Genomic DNA, 18261 nt, shown 5'->3' on the forward strand with positions numbered 1-18261 from the left:
GGAAGTCCTGCTCTGCGGTGGCTACTTGACGGCGCGGAGCGCGTCGACGACACCGGAGCCGTAGAAGCCGTTGACGTGCTTGCCGCCCACGCAGGTGGCGTCCACGACACCGTCGCCGTCCCCGTCGTACGGGCCCGCCGGGCAGCCCGGGTTGTCCGCCTCGGCCTTGAGGAGGGCCTGGAGCTGGGCCGGGGTGGCGTGCGGGTGGGTCGACTTCAGCAGCGCGGCGACCGCGGCCACGTGCGGGGACGCCATCGAGGTGCCCTGGAGGAAGCCGTACTGGCCGTTCGGCAGCGTGGACAGGACGCGGCCGTTCTTCGACGGCGTGTCCGGGATCTGGTACTTGTCGCCGCCGGGACCCGCCACGTCGATGACGCCCCGGCCGTAGCTGGAGTAGTACGACTTCGTGTCGTTGACGCCGACCGCGCTCACGGTGACCACACCGGGCAGCTGGGTCGGCACGTCGAAGCACTCGTGCGGGTCGACCGTCCGGGTGGTCGCGGTCGAGTCGTCGGGGCTGGAGTCGTCGACGAGGGCGTCCGCGTCGAGGTCGTCGTTCGAGTTGCCCGCCGAGGCCACATTGAGTGTGCCCTTGCTCTGGGCGTACAGCTGCGCCCTGTTGACCGCGTCAACGATGGCACGTTGATCGGGGTCGTCCATGCAGTTGTACAGCCATGGATCAACGTAGTAGCTGTTGTTGGTGATCTCCACGCCGTGGTCGGCGGCGAACACGAAGGCGCAGACCACGCTCTCCGGGTAGAACAGCTGCGTCGAGTCGGGCTGCGCCACGGTGATGCTCGCGACCTTCACGCCCGGTGCCACGCCCGCCACGCCGATGCCGTTGCGGGCGGCGGCTATCTCACCGGCGACATGGGTGCCGTGGTAGTGGTCGGCGTCCACCGGCCGCCAGGCGCCGTACGTGGTGTCCGCCTTGCCGCTGACGCAGTTGGCGGACTGCGCGGCGGAGAAGTTCGGGGCGATGTCCGGGTGGGTGTCGTCCACGCCGGTGTCGATGACGCCGACGGTCACCGAGCGGCTCCCCGGGTTGATCGCGGCGGCCTTGTCGGCGCCGATCGTCCGCAGATCCCACTGGTCGGCCTCCAGGGGCTCCTGGCCGGCCGTCGCCTTCTGCTCGATCTTCGCGGCCGCCGTCTTCGACAGGACCTGCACGGCCCCCTCGTCCGTGGTCCCGGCCGCGCTCAGCGGAGCCGTCCGGGTGGCCCCCGCCGACTGCACCCCGCGCACCGCGCGCATCGCCGAACCGAAGTCGGGGTTCGCCGCGTGCACGACGATCACACCGATCCTGTCGTACGACACGACGATCGTGCCGCCGTTGCGCGTGATCGCGCGCCGCACCGACTCGATCGTGCGGTGATCCGTCCTGGTGTTGACGACATAGGCCAGATTCGGCCCCTCCGCCGCCGACGTCGCCACGGTCGTCGACGGGGCCGCGGAAGCCGCCGTCGGCAGCAGGCCGAGCGAGGCGGTGAGCGACAGGACGACCGGTACGGCGAGCGCCAGCCCGCGTCTGGAACGCAGATGAGCCATGGGATCTCCACATCATCCGGAACGGCAACCGAAATCGGGACCGCCCAAGACGCGTGTGGCGCTTGGGCAGGTACATGACTGGTTGTGCAGGGTGAAGCTATCTCCCGCAGTCACCGGCCAGCAATGACCGGAGACCACTCGCGCGGTCGACTTCCGAAAGAACCCGGGCGAGTTGAACCTGCCCACGCGTGGCGCCGTGACCTTGGGCAGGGAGCCGCAGCAGGATCGAGGCCCCCTGTCGGAATCACCCACGGGAGTCGTTCCCTCACTCCGAGTAGGTGATCCATGTGTCTGTGAGGTCAGAATCCGCATGTCCGTATCGCGAGGAGACTCCGTGGCTACCGAGACACCACCGCCCTCGAACGCGCAGACCCGGCACCCCTCCAGCGAGGAGTTCGCCGAGGTGCAGCAGAGTCCGGAGTTCGCCGAACTGCGGAACTCCTACCGCTCCTTCGCCTTCCCGCTGACCGTCGCCTTCATCGCCTGGTACCTGCTGTACGTCCTGCTCTCCAGCTACGCGGACGGGTTCATGGGCACCAAGGTCGTCGGCAACATCAACGTGGCGCTGGTCCTCGGCCTCGCCCAGTTCCTCACCACGTTCCTCATCGCCTGGTGGTACGCGCGGCACGCCGCCGCGAAGCTCGACCCCAAGGCCGAGGCCATCAAGTCCCGGATGGAGGGCGGCGCATGAGCCCCGCACAGCACACCACCCTGCTCGCGGCCGGCGAGGCGAGCCAGCACCGGACGCTGATCATCACCCTGTTCGCGGTGTTCGTCGCCGCGACCCTCGTCATCACCATCTGGGCCGGCCGCCAGACCAAGGACGCCGCCGACTTCTACGCGGGCGGCCGCCAGTTCACCGGCTTCCAGAACGGCCTCGCCGTCTCCGGCGACTACATGTCCGCCGCGTCCTTCCTGGGCATCGCCGGCGCCATCGCCCTCTTCGGCTACGACGGCTTCCTCTACTCCATCGGCTTCCTGGTCGCCTGGCTGGTCGCCCTGCTCCTGGTCGCCGAACCGCTGCGCAACTCCGGCCGCTACACCATGGGCGACGTCCTCGCCTACCGCATGCGCCAGCGCCCGGTCCGCACGGCCGCCGGCACCTCCACGATCGTCGTGTCGATCTTCTACCTCCTCGCCCAGATGGCGGGCGCGGGCGTCCTCGTCTCCCTCCTGCTCGGCATCACCAGTGACGGCGGCAAGATCGCCATCGTCGCCCTGGTCGGCGTTCTGATGATCGTCTACGTCACCATCGGCGGCATGAAGGGCACCACCTGGGTCCAGATGGTCAAGGCCGTGCTGCTCATCGCGGGCGCCCTGCTGCTGACCTTCATGGTCCTCGCCAAGTTCCACTTCAACATCTCCGATCTGCTCGGAAAGGCCGCCGACAACAGCGGCAAGGGCTCCGCCTTCCTGGAGCCCGGCCTGAAGTACGGCGCCACCGGCACCAGCAAGCTGGACTTCCTCTCCCTCGGCATCGCCCTGGTCCTGGGCACCGCCGGCCTGCCGCACATCCTGATCCGCTTCTACACCGTCCCCACCGCCAAGGCGGCCCGGCAGTCGGTCCTCTGGGCCATCGGCCTGATCGGCGCCTTCTACCTGATGACCCTCGCCCTCGGCTTCGGCGCCGCCGCGCTGATCAAACCGGACGAGATCATCGCCTCCAACAAGTCCGGCAACACCGCGGCGCCACTGCTCGCCCTGCATCTGGGCGGTGTCGACTCCAACTGGGGCGCGATCCTGCTGGCCACGATCTCCGCGGTGGCCTTCGCGACGATCCTCGCCGTGGTCGCCGGTCTCACCCTGGCCTCTTCCTCCTCCTTCGCCCACGACATCTACGCCAACGTCATCAAGAAGGGCCAGGCCACCGAGAAGCAGGAGCTGGGCGCCGCCCGCTGGGCCACCGTCGGCATCGGCGCGGTCTCGATCGTCCTCGGAGCCCTCGCCCGCGACCTCAACGTCGCCGGCCTGGTCGCCCTCGCCTTCGCGGTCGCCGCCTCCGCCAACCTGCCGACCATCCTGTACAGCCTCTTCTGGAAGCGGTTCACCACCGCCGGGGCCCTCTGGTCGATCTACGGCGGCCTGGTCACCGCCGTCGGCCTGGTGCTCTTCTCCCCGGTGGTGTCCGGCAAGGAGACCTCGATGTTCCCGGACGTCGACTTCCACTGGTTCCCGCTGGAGAACCCCGGCATCATCTCGATCCCGGTCGGATTCCTCCTCGGCATCGTGGGCACCCTGCTGTCCAAGGAGGAGCCCGACACCCAGAAGTACGCGGAGCTGGAGGTGCGGTCCCTCACGGGCACCGGAGCGCACTGACCTTCGTACGACCGGCCGCGTCGACGGGATCGTAGGGTCCTACGACGCGGCCGCGCCGTACCTCGTGGCATCGGGCCTCTCGCGTTGTCAGTCCTGTCACGTAGGCTCGCAGGTGACGGTAGAGATCTGGTCCGGAGCGAGGGAGGGGGCCCACGTGCTCATCGACACCTACGGCCGGGTGGCCACCGACCTGCGAGTCTCGTTGACCGACCGGTGCAATCTGCGGTGCACCTACTGCATGCCCGAGGAGGGGCTGCAGTGGCTGGCCAAGCCCGACCTGCTCACGGACGACGAGATCGTCCGCCTGATCGACATCGCCGTACGCCTGCTGGGCGTCGAGGAGGTCCGCTTCACCGGCGGTGAGCCGCTGCTGCGGCCCGGTCTGGTCGGCATCGTGGAGCGGGTGGCGGCCCTGGCACCCCGCCCCCGGATGTCCCTGACGACGAACGGCATCGGTCTGCGCCGCACCGCGGCGGCCCTGAAGGCGGCCGGTCTCGACCGGGTCAACGTCTCCCTGGACACCCTCCGCCCGGACGTCTTCAAGACCCTCACCCGCCGCGACCGCCACCAGGACGTCCTCGACGGCCTCCGGGCCGCCCACGACGCCGGACTCACCCCCGTCAAGGTCAACACGGTCCTGATGCCCGGACTGAACGAGGGCGAGGCCCCCGATCTCCTGGCCTGGGCCCTCGACCACGACTACGAACTGCGCTTCATCGAGCAGATGCCCCTGGACGCCCAGCACGGCTGGAAGCGCGACAGCATGGTCACCGCCGCGGACATCCTCGCCTCGCTCCGCACCCGCTTCGACCTCGCCCCCGAGGGCGCGGACGACCGCGGCTCGGCCCCGGCGGAGCGCTGGCTGGTGAACGGCGGCCCGCAGAGCGTCGGCGTCATCGCCTCGGTGACCCGCCCTTTCTGCGCGGCCTGCGACCGCACCCGGCTCACCGCCGACGGCCAGATACGGACCTGCCTGTTCGCCCGGGAGGAGACCGACCTGCGCGGCGCGCTCCGCTCGGGCGGCTCAGACGAGGAGATCGCCCGCCTCTGGCGGCTCGCGATGTGGGGCAAGAAGGCGGGCGCGGGCCTGGACGACCCGACCTTCATCCAGCCGGACCGGCCGATGTCCGCGATCGGAGGCTAGGCCGGACCCTCGCGCTCTTCCCACTCCTTCAACAGCACGACGTCCTTCAAGAACCCCCGCACGCCCAGGAACTGGGAGAGGTGCTCGCGGTGCTCCTCGCAGGCGAGCCAGGTCTTCCGGCGCTCGGGAGTGTGGATCTTCGGGTTGTTCCAGGCGAGCACCCACACGGCGGCGGCCCGGCATCCCTTGGCTGAACAAATGACGTCACTCACTGCTTCGTCCCGCACCCCGTCGTCTTGATCGACTTGCACAAAGGCCCCGTAGAAAAGGCGACGCCGAGCAGCCACGGGGGGAGCTGCCCGGCGTCGGTCCGTCGCTCCGACGGGGGATGCGGAGCGCTCACGCAGTATGTCATGGGTCACCCGCCACCCGGCACTGGAACAGCGCGATTGATCTGAGCTTTTCTTGAGGTTCGTGCGGAACTACCAACCGCTCAAACCACGTCGTCGACGCTCACACCGACTCCGGCCGCTCACCGCGTACCCCCGCCGCCGGATCGGCCACCCTGTCCTCCGGGACGGGTTCCGTGTGGGGTTCCTCCGCCCGCGGCGCCGTGATCATCAGCCGCGTCGGCGCGACACCGAACGTCGACGGAAGCGAGGGCGGCCGTTCCCGGCCCGCGTTGGCGATGACGACCGCGACATAGGGGAGCAGTGCCCCGAGGACCAGCGCCACGACGGCGACATACCGTTCGACGTTCCACAACGTGGCCGCCATGATCACCGCCACGGTCCGGACCGACATCGAGATGACGTACCGCCGCTGCCGGCCGCGCACGTCCTCCGTCAGGCCGGTGCGGGCTCCGCTGATCCGGAACACCTGGACGTTCCCGCCGTCGCGCTGCTTCCGCATCACATTCCACCATCCGCCCGCATCGGACTCTCCCCGGCCCGTACCCTGTCCGCACCCGTACGGGGAACCGGGCCGGGACGCCTCCCACGTTACGCCGCGTCTGCGCCGCCTTCGAGACCGGGTCGCCCGCCCGCCTGCGTGAACGTCCTGCGCCGTACCGCGTACGGGCGTACCGACATGCGCCGTACGGCGGACGGCCCGAGACTTGGCGTAATGCTCACGTCGAGCCGTACGAGGAGGCAGCCATGGGCTGGTTGTGGGCGATCATCGTGGGTTTCGTGCTGGGCCTGATCGCCAAGGCGGTCATCCCGGGCAAGCAACACAGCCCCCTCTGGCTGACGACCATCTTCGGCATGCTGGGCGCCATCGCCGGCAACGCGCTCGCCCGCGCCCTGGGCGTGGAGGCGACCCGCGGCATCGACTGGAGCCGCCACCTCTTCCAGCTGGTCGCCGCGATCATCATCGTCTTCCTGGGCGACATGGCGTACATGGCCACGCTGGGCAAGCGAAAGCAGCACACCTGAGCGTCCCGTCAGGGGCGCGGGGCGTGTCGATTAGCGGCTACCGCCGCGTGGGCGCGACCAGCCACAACGCACCGGCACTCCGCAACGCACCCGCACCCCTACGGCGCTCACGAACCCACTACGGCGCTCACTAACCGACGACCTCCACGGCCGCCAGGTTCTTCTTCCCCCGTCGCAGCACCAGCCACCGCCCGTGCAGCAGCTCACCCCCGGAGGGCACCGCGTCCTCGGCGGTCACCTTCACGTTGTTCACGTAGGCCCCGCCCTCCTTCACGGTCCGCCGCGCAGCGGACTTGCTGGCGACCAGCCCGACCTCGGCGAACAGGTCGACCACCGGCCCCAGCTCGGCCACCCGCACATGCGGCACCTCGGCCAGCGCCGCGGCCAGCGTCCGGTCGTCCAGCTCCGCCAGCTCGCCCTGCCCGAACAGCGCCTTGGACGCGGCGATCACGGCGGCCGTCTGGTCGGCCCCGTGCACCAGCGTCGTCAGCTCCTCGGCCAGCGCCCGCTGCGCCGCCCGCGCCTGCGGACGCTCCTCCGTCTGCTTCTCCAGCTCCTCCAGCTCCGCACGGGACTTGAAGGACAGGATCCGCAGGTACGTCGAGATGTCCCGGTCGTCCACGTTCAGCCAGAACTGGTAGAACGCGTACGGCGTCGTCATCTCGGCGTCGAGCCAGATCGCACCGCCCTCGGTCTTGCCGAACTTGGTGCCGTCCGCCTTGGTCATCAGCGGCGTCGCCAGCGCGTGCACGCTCGCGTGCGGCTCCAGGCGGTGGATCAGGTCCAGGCCGGCCGTGAGGTTGCCCCACTGGTCGCTGCCGCCCTGCTGGAGGGTGCAGTTGTACCGCCGGAACAGCTGGAGGAAGTCCATCCCCTGGAGGATCTGGTAGCTGAACTCCGTGTAGCTGATGCCCTGGTCGGACTCCAGGCGGCGGGCCACGGAGTCCTTGGTCAGCATCTTGTTGACGCGGAAGTGCTTGCCGATGTCCCGCAGGAACTCGATCGCGGAGAGGCCCTCGGTCCAGTCGAGATTGTTGACCATGACGGCCGCGTTCTCGCCCTCGAAGGACAGGAACGGCTCGATCTGGGCGCGGAGCTTGCCGACCCAGCCGGCGACCGTCTCGGGCGCGTTCAGCGTGCGCTCGGCCGTCGGGCGCGGGTCGCCGATCAGACCCGTGGCCCCGCCCACCAGCGCCAGCGGCCGGTGCCCGGCCTGCTGGAGCCGGCGCACGGTGAGCACCTGCACCAGGTGCCCGACGTGCAGGGACGGCGCGGTCGGGTCGAAACCGCAATAGAACGTGACGGGACCGTCCGCGAGCGCCTTGCGCAAAGCGTCCTCGTCAGTGGACAGGGCGAACAGCCCGCGCCACTTCAGCTCGTCGACGATGTCCGTCACGGTTCTCGTTCTCCTTGGATGATCTTCGTGCGATCTCTGGGCGGTCGTGCGACCACCGGCTACGAGGTTATACGCCCTGACTGACAGAGCTCATATTGAAGTCGGGCACCCGCAGCGCGGGCATCGCAGCCCTAGTGAACCAGTCGCTCCACTCCCTCGGCAGCGTCTTTTCCGTGCGCCCCGCCTCGGTCGCCCGCCCCAGCAGGTCCACCGGCGACTCGTTGAACCGGAAGTTGTTCACCTGTCCCGTGACCTGCCCGTTCTCCACCAGGTACACGCCGTCCCGGGTCAGGCCGGTGAGCAGCAGCGTCGCCGGGTCGACCTCACGGATGTACCAGAGACAGGTCAGCAGCAGCCCGCGCTCGGTGGCCGCGACCATCTCCTCCAGGGAGCGGTCCTGGCCGCCGTCCAGGATCAGGTTGCCGCCCGCCGGGGCGACCGGCAGCCCGGTGAGACCGGCGCTGTGCCGGGTGGTCGTCAGGTGCTTCAGCTCGCCGCCCGAGACCCACTCGGTGGCGGCGACCGGCAGCCCGTTGTCGAAGACGGACTGGTCACCGCCGGAGGAGTGGGCCACGACGAAGGGCGCGGACTCCAGGCCCGGCTCGTTCGGGTCGGTGCGCAGGGTCAGCGGCAGGTCGGTCAGCCTCTCGCCGACACGGGTGCCGCCGCCCGGCTTGGAGAACACCGTCCGCCCCTCGGTCGCGTCCCGCCCGGACGCCGACCACAGCTGGTAGATCAGCAGGTCGGCCACGGCGGTCGGCGGCAGCAGCGTCTCGTACCGGCCGGCCGGCAGCTCGATCCGCCGCTCCGCCCAGCCCAGCCGTACGGCGAGCTCGGCGTCGAGCGCGCCCGGGTCGACGTCCTTGAAGTCCCGGGTGGAGCGGCCCGCCCAGGCCGACCGGGTGCGGTCCGGCGACTTGGCGTTCAGCTCCAGCGTGCCGGTGGGCTGGTCGTGCCGCAGCCGCAGCCCGGTCGAGGTGCCCACGTAGGTGGAGACCAGCTCGTGGTTGGCGAAGCCGTACAGCTCCCGGCCGCCCGCACGCGCGCGTGCGAAGGCCTCGCCGAGCGCCGGCGCGAAGTCGGTGAACACGGCGGAGGAGGTCTCGGCGGGCGCGTCCGCGAAGTCGGGCGACTCCGGTACGCCCGTGACCAGCGGCTGCGCGTCCTCGGCCGGACCGGCGCCGCGTGCGGCGGCCTCGGCGGCCCGCACCAGCGGCTCCAGGTCCTCGGCGGTGACGGCCGCCCGGGACACCACACCCGAGGCGGTGCCCTCCTTGCCGTCGACGGTCGCCACGACGGTGAGCGAGCGCCCGCGCGTGACACCGTTCGTGGTGAGCGCGTTGCCGGCCCAGCGCAGGTTGGCGGTGGAGTGCTCGTCGGCGATGACCACGCAGCCGTCGGCCCGGGAGAGTTCCAGAGCGCGCTCGACGATCTCGTGCGGCTTGTTGCTACGGGCGCTCATCGACCGGCCTCCTGCGTGGTGTTGAGGATGTTGACGCCCTTGAAGAGGGCCGAGGGGCAGCCGTGGGACACGGCGGCGACCTGGCCCGGCTGGGCCTTGCCGCAGTTGAAGGCACCGCCCAGGACATACGTCTGCGGGCCGCCGACAGCCGCCATGGAGCCCCAGAAGTCGGTGGTCGTCGCCTGGTAGGCGACATCGCGCAGCTGCCCGGCGAGCCGCCCGTTCTCGATCCTGAAGAACCGCTGGCCGGTGAACTGGAAGTTGTAGCGCTGCATGTCGATGGACCAGGACCGGTCCCCGACCACGTAGATCCCCCGGTCGACCCCGCCGATCAGGTCCTCCGTCGAAAGACCGCCCGGATCCGGCCGCAGCGACACGTTGGCCATGCGCTGCACGGGCACGTGCCCGGGGGAGTCGGCGTACGCGCACCCGTTGGACCGCTCGAAGCCGGTCAGCCGCGCGATCCGGCGGTCCAGCTGGTAGCCGACGAGCGTGCCGTCCTTCACCAGGTCCCAGGACTGGCCGGCGACGCCCTCGTCGTCGTAGCCGATGGTCGCCAGGCCGTGCTCGGCGGTGCGGTCACCGGTGACGTTCATCAGCTCGGAGCCGTACCTGAGCTTGCCGAGCTGGTCGAAGGTGGCGAAGGAGGTGCCGGCGTAGGCGGCCTCGTAGCCGAGCGCGCGGTCCAGCTCGGTGGCGTGGCCGATGGACTCGTGGATGGTCAGCCACAGGTTGGACGGGTCGACGACCAGGTCGTAGAGCCCCGCCTTGACGCTCGGTGCCCGCATCTTCTCGGCGAGCAGCTCGGGGATCTGCTCCAGCTCCGCGTCCCAGTCCCAGCCGGTGCCGGTCAGGTACTCCCAGCCGCGGCCGACCGGCGGCGCGATGGTCCGCATCGAGTCGAACTCGCCGCTCGACCCGTCCACCGACACGGCGGTCAGCTCCGGGTGCAGCCGGACCCGCTGCTGCGTGGTCACGGTCCCCGCCGTATCGGCGTAGAACTTGTTCTCGTGCACGGTGAGCAGCGAGGCGTCGACATGGTCGACCCCGTTCGCCGCCAGCAGCCGCCTGCTCCACTCCGCGAGCAGCCCGGCCTTCTCCTCGTCCGGCACGGAGAACGGATCGATCTCGTACGACGAGACCCACGTCTTCTCCTCGTGCACCGGCTCGGCGGCCAGCTCCACCCGCTCGTCCGACCCGGCGGCCTTGATCACCTGCGCCGAGAGCTTCGCCATGGCCACCGCCTGCGAGGCGACCTTGGCGGCCGCGTCGAGGGTCAGGTCCACCCCCGACGCGAAGCCCCACGTACCGCCGTGCACGACCCGGACCGCGTACCCGAGGTCGGTGGTGTCCGACGACCCGGCGGGCTTCGCGTCCCTGAGCCGCCAGGACGCACTGCGCACCCGCTCGAACCGGAAGTCCGCGTGCGCGGCCCCCAGCGCACGCGCGCGTGCCAGCGCGGCGTCGGCCAGAGCTCGTAGCGGAAGCGCCGTGAAAGTTTCGTCGATGGTATGAGGCATCTGCGTCTCTTCCTGCCGGCATGACGACGAGTGGTGGTCACCCTGATCATGTCGCGCCCGACGGCCGTCGACCAAAGGTTTGCGTCAGGCCGCGTCCCTGTCGGATGACGCAAGTACCTAACGCGTTGTCAGAGGGACGTGGCAATATCTGGGCATGGAGGGGTGGGGACGCCAGTTCCGTGCCTGGTTGTCGTCGCTGGACGACGTCCAGATACGGCGATTGTTGATACGGCATGTGTGCATGCGGCGGCGCCGATGCGTCTGCCGCTATCAGGTGGAATCGCGAGCGGCCCAGAGCGTGACACGCCAGGAGGTGCAGGCCGCGCGGGTCTGGTTCGCCCGGGCGAAAGAGGCCCAGTTGGCCGATGCGGCGGTCTGTTCCGTGGCCGGCGCGGCCAGGATGCTGCGTCACGAGTACGACTTTCCGGACCACGTGGTCGCGGATCCGTCTGCCGGACAACTCGTCACGCTGCTCGAGGTGCTCGATCCCGAGTTCGCGCGATGCGTGGTCCACGGCCTTCTTCATCCGCGCGCGGCCCAACTGCCCGTCGCGGACATGGTCGAGGAGCACCCGGAGAAGTACTTTCACGCCGCCGACCGCGAACCGCCGCCCCACGCACATGACATCGGCCCGTCGTTGAACACCCCTACCACCGCTGAACCTCACGAGAAACCGGAAGCCGCCACGATGACGTCCCGCGAGTCCCAGGCCAACGCCACCGCCGAGACGGCACCCGCACAGCGCTCCGTGGCTGCAGAGCTGCGTCATCGGGCGGAAGAACTGGCGCGGGCACTGCGTGAGACGGCCGACCGGCTGGCGGAGGGGCGATCCGTGGTCGAGCTGGGCTGGACGCGGGACGACATCACCCACTGGCAGCGACGGCGCTCCCTCCTCACCGAGAGCGTGACAGCTGCCGGCGGGAGCTGGGCCGCGGACGCGGGCTTCGGCGAACTGGAAGCTGAGCTGGACCTCCTGGAGGTCCGGGCGGCTGCGGAACGTGAACGCAGACTCGACGGGCTGCGTCGGAACGCGGAACAGCTCAAGCAGATGATCGCTGAGGCGGAGGACACCGTCGCCGCGCATCTGGAGCAGGCGCTGGAAAGGCTGACGGGGCAGATCTCCGAGCTCTCCCGGCCCGCCGACGGGACACCGGAGCCGGGACATGGTGAGGCGGCCGAGCCCGGACCCCGCGTCACCGGTGCGGCGGAGGTGGAGGCAGCCGAGACGAACGAACCGGCGGATGCCGGCGACCTCGCGATGTCGAGCGGAGCGGCGGCCGCCGACACTCACGAGCGACCGCCCGCCCAGGCCGAACCCGACACCTCGGACCTGCCGGGGGAGCCTGACCCCGCCGCGGCCGAAACCGCGCCGATCGCGGCCGAACCCACTGCGGCTACGGTCGTGCCCGCCGAGTCCGAGGTCGTGCCCGCCGTGTCGGCTGTCGTGCCCGCCGTGTCGGCTGTCGTGCCCGCACCCGCGCCGACCTCTGCCGTCCTCGTGCCCGAGTCCGGGATGGACGCGGAACGCGTGGACGACGCCACTGACGTCGAAACCGTCGAGCCCCCGGACGACGCCCCTTGGCCTGCGGGCATGGAGCACGCGGACTGGGACCCGTCCGAACCCTGGGAGACGGGACAGCACTCGCCCGTGGCCCAACTGATCGCCGAAGGACTGCTGCCGCAGGCGTACTGGATGACGGCCGCCGCCTCGCGGGAGCCCGGCACGCGTGTGCAGGCACTCGCCTTCGCCGCAGCGGCCTTCAGCTGTGTGGGAAGCGACGAGGCGACTCAGGCACAGATCGACCACGACATCGCCCCCGAGAGCCTCGCGGACGATCGGGAGGCTCTTCTCGTCGCCACGGTCGCGGCATTGCGGGCAGGCCTGAGCGCAGGCTGGCCGCATGTGCTGGTCAGCGACTTCGCCTTGCCGTCGGGCCTGCCCAGCCCCTGGCAGCAACTGCTCACCGTGCTGGTCTCCGCCGTACGCGACTGCAAGACGTTCGTACCGGGAGCCATCGAGGACCTCGCCGATCCGGGAGACACGCTCACCCTCCGCGGCCTGGGCGAGGACGCACGCGTGCTCCTTGAGGACCTGCCCCGGCGGAAGATCAAGTACCAGCGCGCCTCTCGCGTGCTGCAGTACCTCGCCGGACCGTCGGGCGCCCTCCATCAGGCGCTCAAGGCCGTCGTGGACTGGGCGCACGGCGGCGATCCCGCACAGGTGGCACGGCTGAGTGAGAGTTTCAAGCGGCCGGACCACACCGACCGGCTCATAGAGGAGGCCGACAGCCGGTTCCGTACCCCCAAGCAAGCGAAGGAATCCATTCATTCCGGCGCACTACGGCAGCTGCACGCGGCGGTGCGGTCCGTGAGCGAAGTGCTGGCCAAGGCTGACGCGGTCGCCGGCGCCATCCGCAGCCGCGGCGCGACGAAGGGCGGTGAACTGCCCGCCCTCGGCGCGGTCGTCAGTGAACTGGAGGCGTACGAGGCCCCCTCAGGCGTCGGCGGGGCCGCCCTGGGCCTGCTCAGGGACTGGGTCGTCGGCCACCACGTCGCCGATACCAGTGCGCTCACCTCCACGGAACAACGACCGTTCGCCGCCCCGCCGTCCGCCGACTTCCTGCTGCTCAGTCCCGGTCTGCCCAGGGACACGGACGGGCAGCCGGACTTGAACAACCCCGGTACCTCGCGAGCGATGGCCGCGTTCCTGGCCCCCGTGTCGCCCGATGACGCCCTGGCCGCCTATCTCGGCACCGGGGACCTGCACCTCGCCCGTGCCCTGATCACGTGGACCGAGCGCAATCCGGTACACGCGGTCGGCCTGCCGGAGGACTGGGCCGACACGGCCACCCGGCGCATCCGCGAGGCGGAGAAGGACTGGCGCAACCGCACGACGGAACGGCACCGTCAGGCAGCCGGGCTCCTCGCGCAGATCCGTACCCTCAACCTGATGGCGCCCGACGAGGAGCGGGACTTCACCGGCCGGCTGGAGGAGTTCGCCGACGGCGACGAGGCGGGCCGCTACCGGCACGCACTCACCCGTCTGGCCCAGCTCGTGCAGGAACTGCGGGTCACCGTCGAGAATTCCACCGATCGGCTCCGGCAGGACCTGGACAACCTCCGGCTGGACCCCGAGCGTCCCCTCGCGCAGAGTGACCACGACCGCATCTGGGATCTCATAGAGGAGGGCGACACCGTCACCGCGCAGGAGTTCCTGGCCTTGGCGGGCGGGGGGAACCAGCTTCCCGAGCGGCCTGAGGACGACGGATCGGAACTCGTCGAGTTCGTCGCGGGGCTCACCGGCTCGGGCGTACCTCAACCGGGCGGAGAGGGAGTCCACGCCTCGTGGTGGGTCCGGCGCTACGGCTCGGACGCCCGGCTCACCTCTGCCGCGGAGCAGGCGCTCGACTCCTGGCAGGCGCTGTGCTCGAAGAAGGGCCGCAGCAGCGAGTGGCAGCAGCACATCCCCCGCGTGCTGCGCCTGCTCGGTCTGGAACCCGCCACCGGCTCCCTCAACTCCGACCGGCCCGGCCAGGGCATACGTCGGCTCAAGCTTCGCGCCTCCGTCGCGGAGGCCGCCGGCTACGTCGCCGCGCTCGGCTCCCGCGCCACCTCGTACACGATCCTGCTCGTCTGGGAGGAACAGCGTGACGGCGGCGCGCTGTCGCACCTGGAAGACGCGGACGTCGACGCGAACATCGTGCTCTATCTCCACCCGCTCGGCCTCGGCGGACGGAAGGCACTCGCCGAGGCGGCCTCCGGGCATGCCCAGCAGGCCTTGGTCGTGGACCCCGCGGTGTTCGGGTGGATGGCCGCGCGGGCGCCCCGTTCCTTCCGTGCGCTGCAACGGGTGACGCTGCCATGGACGTCATACAACCCGTACACGCCGTTCGTCGCGGGGCTGGTACCCCCGGAGGTGTTCTACGGGCGGGACGAGGAACTGCGAGAGGTGATGGACCCCAACGGCGGCCTCTTCCTCTACGGAGGACGTCAGCTGGGCAAGTCCGCCTTGTTGCAGCGGGTGGCCGAACTCTTCCCGAGCCGTTCCGAGTCGAACGTCGCCGTCTATCTCGATCTACTCAAGGCCGAGATCGGGCAGGCCGAGCCGCCCGAGCAGATCTGGTCGCTGCTGGCCGAGGGGCTCAAGCGGCGGCAGGTCTTCAACGCGAAGCTGTCGGACCGGGCCACCCCCGATACGGTGGCCAGACGCATCCGTGACTGGCTGGACGAGGACGAGTCGCGCCGACTGCTGATCCTCGCGGACGAGGCGGACGCGTTCCTGACAGCCGACTCGCGCCGAGTCTTCCGTTCCGGCGGTGAGTCGACCTTCCAGAACGTCAAGCGGTTCCAGCAGCTCATGGAGCAGACCAACCGCCGCCTCAAGATCGTGTTCGCCGGTCTCCACCAGGTACAGCGCTTCGGTGACCTGTCCAACGTCTCCACGGCGCACGGTGGCCCGGACGTGCTGGTGGGCCCGCTGAAGCCGCATGCGGCGGTGCGTCTGGTCACCGAGCCGATGGCCGCGCTCGGTTTCGTCTTCGACCGGCCGGAACTGGTCTGGCGGATCCTCGCCATCACCAACTACCAGGCCAATCTGGTGCAGATCTTCTGCAGCGAACTGGTGCGCACCCTGCAGGGACGCCCCCGGCCCGAGGCGGAGCACCCCACCAGGATCAAGGAGGAGGACGTCCAGGGCGTCGCAGCTTCCGAGACGGTCCGCAGACGTCTCGCGGAGCGGCTTCGGTTCACCATCAACCTGGAGGACCGCTACCGGGTCCTTACCCTGGTGATCGCCCTGCGCAGCCTCGCCGACCGTTACCGCGGCGACTACACGCCCGAACAACTCCTTGATCTCGCACGCGACGCGTGGTCGGACGGCTTCGACGAGTTGGGGGTCAAGCGAGTCGAGATCTACCTCACCGAGATGGTCGGCCTCGGCCTTCTCGTGCAGCTCGGCGACCGTCGTTTCGCGGTGCGCAGCCCGAACGTCGTGAACATGCTCGGCACTCGGGAGGAGCTCGAACTCGAACTCAGGGAGAGCGAGTTCAGCCTTCCGTACGACTACGACCCGCGCGCCGCACGCCGTCTGCTGGGCCGCGACAACGGCAACGGGATCCAGCGGTACAGCCCGCTCACCGAGGGCCAGTTGCACGAGGCTGCCCAGCCGGGCGTCACGCTGATCGGCACCACTTCCCTGTATCAGCCGCCGCTGATGATTCGCGCGGCAGAGGCCTTCGCCGAGGCGCGCGGCGTGGAGGTGCACAAGGTCAAGGTTCCCTACGACCTGCGCACGGTCCTCGCCGAAGCCGCCCGGATGCGCCGCAACTACGTCCTGGTGGCGGACCTTCGCGGTCTGGACCCGGTGGACCTCGCCGCCGCCGTGCAGCAGTGCGTCGACCACGCCGGCCCCGCGGCCGACGAACGAGTGCGCTCGACTGCGCGCAAGCACACGGGGAACCGGTCCGTGTTCCTCTTGGCCGACGCCGTCGTCGCCGGGGCGTTGCGTGACACGCGGGGGGACGCGCCGCTGCCCGTGCGGCATCTCCGCCCCGAACGGTGGACCGTGGACAGCCTGCGCGCCTGGCCGGAGTGTCCCTTCGTGTCCCGGGGCGAGCGTGGCCGTTTGATCGCGGTCACGGGCGGCTGGGCTCCCTTCGTCGAGCAGGCCATCGCGGAGGTCTCCGTCCGAGGTGCCACCCTGGAGAGCTCGCTCGACGCCGTCAGCCGGGCCATCGCGAAGCCGGAGAACCTGGCGGAACACTGGAACCGCTCCGGCCTCGATGCCGGGGACGAGGAACTGCTCGGCTTGTGGAGTTCGTACGTCGACGAGGGGCAGGGGGTACCCCTGGACGACGTGGCCGCTGCGATCGAACGCGATCTGGAGGAGACCCGGCGCTGGCTCGACCGCCTCGACCTGATCGGCGTTCTGGACGCCTTGCCGACAGGGCTGGCTGTGGATCCCGTCACCTTCCGGGCGGCACGCGCTCGCGTCTCCGGGGCGTGAGGGGTGGAACTGAGTCCCAGGGCGCTGTCGGACCTGCCCGGGGTGCGCCGCCAGGTCGGCCGCATAGCCGCCGACCTGGCCGCCGGCCTGCACTGCCTGTGGCTGCTTCCGGACGACCTCGTGGCGGCCGGATACGGTGCGGAGCTGCACCACACGGCGCTGAACTCCTCGTCCGAGCGCCTGGACCTGCCTGCCTTCGTCGACTCGGAGGAGGCTGTGGCCCGGTTGCCGGCGCCGGCGCCGATCAGCTGGCTCACGGACGATCTGCCGGTCCTTGAGGACTACGACAACGGGTTCACCATCGATTGGGAACCCGACATTCCGCGGCAACGCGGTAGGCCGCCCCGGTCCGCCCCGCTGCCCGAACCCGTGGGGTCCGACCTGCTGGGCAGGCTCGCCAAAGAACTGTCCGTGACCCCGGGTACGGTGATCGACTCGCTCACCGAACCCGGTCGGCCCTGGCGGCCGGTCATCGGCATCCGTGCCTGGGAGGAGCCCGAGCCGACAGGCGGGCCGAGCGAACCCGAGGGGGAGCGCGGGCGGGAGATCGCTCGGCTGATCCGCTCGCTCAGTGCCGCCGTCAAGCAGGCCGGGCTGCTCCCGGAGGACAGGCCCCGGCTGCTGGTGACCGCGCGGGTCGGTGACCTCCCGCAGCAACTGCCCGACGAACTGGAGCTCGACCTCGCCTCCTCGGCCGTGCACTGGTGGTGGGGGACGCTCGACAGGCTGGACAGCGCCACCGTGGTGGCGTCCGTGGCCATGACGTCGGGCCAGGACACGCACCGGTACGGGGAACGACTGCGCGACCGCATTCTGCGGTCCGTGCGCGACGAGGTCGTGAGCGAGGTCTGCGGACCTGATCCGGTGCTCGGCTGGCGGTTGTCGCGCTGCTGGGACGGCAACGTGCGTACGCTCGAGGACAGCTTGCGGGCCTGCCTCGTCGGCCGCCTGCCCGGCGCGCAGGGGCAAACCGTCGTCCATCCGGGCCTTGGCTCGGGGTACCGGCCCGCCGCCCGACTGCGGCCGGCTTGGGCGCGAGGGCTGCTGCAGTCCTGGGACGGCCGGGCCCGTGCGCACCCGGCGGTCTGGTGCGCGGAAGTGAGGGACCCGGAAGAGCTGGGCGTGCTGGTGAGCCAGGCGCAGGCGCGCATCCTGCTGCCCTGGATCGAGGACGTCCGGCGCCGACTGGCACTGCGCGCGCTGGCAGGCCGCACCGGGCCTGTGGCGGACCTCGTCGCCCGCTATGTGGAGCGTGCCCCGGCCGGGTATCGGACGCGTCCGGAGGAAGCCTTTCAACGCATAGAGGTGGGACCGATGCTCAGTGCCTGTCGGCAGGGACACCTCAACCTGCCGAGGGAAGACCGCCAGCTGCTGGAGCGGCTGGTTCTGGCCCGCAACGTGCTGTCCCACAGAGGAGTGCTGTTCGACCGAACACTGCGCACCCTGTGTGACGAACTCGCCGGGTTCGACGAGCGCTGGTCTGACGAGAACTGAG

At 70.2% G+C, this 18261-nt stretch carries 12 protein-coding genes; 6 read left to right on the forward strand and 6 right to left on the reverse strand.

From position 1 onward, the window contains the following. Positions 1 to 21: 21 nt before the first annotated feature. The gene (locus tag ACGFZS_RS06145; protein WP_393794066.1) at positions 22 to 1548 is read right to left on the reverse strand and encodes a S8 family serine peptidase; all 1527 of its coding nucleotides are present in this window, start codon (positions 1546 to 1548) and stop codon (positions 22 to 24) included. Between the two features lie 334 nt (positions 1549 to 1882). Between ACGFZS_RS06145 and ACGFZS_RS06150 the strand changes: the two genes are divergently transcribed. The 3 genes from ACGFZS_RS06150 to moaA all read left to right on the forward strand — a co-directional run bounded on the left by ACGFZS_RS06150 (position 1883) and on the right by moaA (position 5008). Next, positions 1883 to 2239, forward strand: a complete 357-nt coding sequence (locus ACGFZS_RS06150) for a DUF485 domain-containing protein (RefSeq protein WP_365680949.1) — start codon at positions 1883 to 1885, stop codon at positions 2237 to 2239. Continuing rightward, on the forward strand, positions 2236 to 3864 hold the full coding sequence (locus ACGFZS_RS06155; protein ID WP_365680951.1) for a cation acetate symporter: 1629 nt from the start codon (positions 2236 to 2238) through the stop codon (positions 3862 to 3864). The genes ACGFZS_RS06150 and ACGFZS_RS06155 overlap by 4 nt, the downstream gene beginning before the upstream one ends. 154 nt (positions 3865 to 4018) lie before the next feature. Next, positions 4019 to 5008 (forward strand): GTP 3',8-cyclase MoaA, encoded by a 990-nt coding sequence (gene moaA, locus ACGFZS_RS06160; protein WP_393794067.1) that lies wholly within the window; start codon positions 4019 to 4021, stop codon positions 5006 to 5008. On the opposite strand, the gene ACGFZS_RS06165 is transcribed toward moaA, so the two are convergent. Together ACGFZS_RS06165 and ACGFZS_RS06170 are read right to left on the reverse strand one after the other, a co-directional pair. Further along, positions 5005 to 5220 carry a hypothetical protein gene (locus ACGFZS_RS06165; RefSeq protein ID WP_359220510.1) on the reverse strand — a complete coding sequence of 72 codons (216 nt, stop codon included), beginning with the start codon at positions 5218 to 5220 and terminating at the stop codon, positions 5005 to 5007. The two genes, moaA and ACGFZS_RS06165, sit on opposite strands and share 4 nt — an antisense overlap. 241 nt (positions 5221 to 5461) lie before the next feature. Then, a complete protein-coding gene (locus ACGFZS_RS06170; RefSeq protein ID WP_393794068.1) occupies positions 5462 to 5860 on the reverse strand; it encodes a DUF3099 domain-containing protein in 399 nt (132 codons plus the stop codon). Positions 5861 to 6105: 245 nt separating this feature from the next. Here ACGFZS_RS06170 and ACGFZS_RS06175 point away from each other — a divergent pair, with 245 nt between their 5' ends. Continuing rightward, on the forward strand, positions 6106 to 6384 hold the full coding sequence (locus ACGFZS_RS06175; protein ID WP_365680957.1) for a GlsB/YeaQ/YmgE family stress response membrane protein: 279 nt from the start codon (positions 6106 to 6108) through the stop codon (positions 6382 to 6384). A 130-nt stretch (positions 6385 to 6514) separates the two neighbouring features. Here the strand turns inward: ACGFZS_RS06175 and tyrS are convergent, their stop codons facing one another. The 3 genes from tyrS to ACGFZS_RS06190 all read right to left on the reverse strand — a co-directional run bounded on the left by tyrS (position 6515) and on the right by ACGFZS_RS06190 (position 10762). Beyond that, the gene (gene tyrS, locus ACGFZS_RS06180; protein ID WP_393794069.1) at positions 6515 to 7780 is read right to left on the reverse strand and encodes a tyrosine--tRNA ligase; all 1266 of its coding nucleotides are present in this window, start codon (positions 7778 to 7780) and stop codon (positions 6515 to 6517) included. A 67-nt stretch (positions 7781 to 7847) separates the two neighbouring features. Further along, the gene (locus ACGFZS_RS06185) at positions 7848 to 9242 is read right to left on the reverse strand and encodes a metallopeptidase TldD-related protein (protein WP_393794070.1); all 1395 of its coding nucleotides are present in this window, start codon (positions 9240 to 9242) and stop codon (positions 7848 to 7850) included. Beyond that, the gene (locus ACGFZS_RS06190) at positions 9239 to 10762 is read right to left on the reverse strand and encodes a TldD/PmbA family protein (protein WP_393794071.1); all 1524 of its coding nucleotides are present in this window, start codon (positions 10760 to 10762) and stop codon (positions 9239 to 9241) included. The genes ACGFZS_RS06185 and ACGFZS_RS06190 overlap by 4 nt, the downstream gene beginning before the upstream one ends. A gap of 298 nt (positions 10763 to 11060) precedes the next feature. On the opposite strand from ACGFZS_RS06190, the gene ACGFZS_RS06195 reads away from it, so the two are divergent. Then, complete coding sequence (locus ACGFZS_RS06195) at positions 11061 to 16766, forward strand: hypothetical protein (protein WP_393794072.1); 5706 nt, start codon at positions 11061 to 11063, stop codon at positions 16764 to 16766. A gap of 3 nt (positions 16767 to 16769) precedes the next feature. Beyond that, positions 16770 to 18260: a hypothetical protein gene (locus tag ACGFZS_RS06200; protein ID WP_393794073.1), complete on the forward strand. Its 1491-nt coding sequence runs from the start codon at positions 16770 to 16772 to the stop codon at positions 18258 to 18260. The last annotated feature ends 1 nt before the right edge of the window (position 18261 follow it).

The sequence above is a fragment of the Streptomyces sp. NPDC048288 genome (assembly GCF_043201555.1).
Classification (GTDB): Bacteria; Actinomycetota; Actinomycetes; order Streptomycetales; family Streptomycetaceae; genus Streptomyces.

Coding starts and splice junctions, on each gene's coding strand:
- ACGFZS_RS06145 (WP_393794066.1), bottom strand. CDS start 1,548: ATGGCTCATCTGCGTTCCAGACGCGGGCTGGCGCTCGCCGTACCGGTC.
- ACGFZS_RS06155 (WP_365680951.1), top strand. CDS start 2,236: ATGAGCCCCGCACAGCACACCACCCTGCTCGCGGCCGGCGAGGCGAGC.
- ACGFZS_RS06170 (WP_393794068.1), bottom strand. CDS start 5,860: ATGCGGAAGCAGCGCGACGGCGGGAACGTCCAGGTGTTCCGGATCAGC.
- ACGFZS_RS06175 (WP_365680957.1), top strand. CDS start 6,106: ATGGGCTGGTTGTGGGCGATCATCGTGGGTTTCGTGCTGGGCCTGATC.
- ACGFZS_RS06185 (WP_393794070.1), bottom strand. CDS start 9,242: ATGAGCGCCCGTAGCAACAAGCCGCACGAGATCGTCGAGCGCGCTCTG.
- ACGFZS_RS06190 (WP_393794071.1), bottom strand. CDS start 10,762: ATGCCTCATACCATCGACGAAACTTTCACGGCGCTTCCGCTACGAGCT.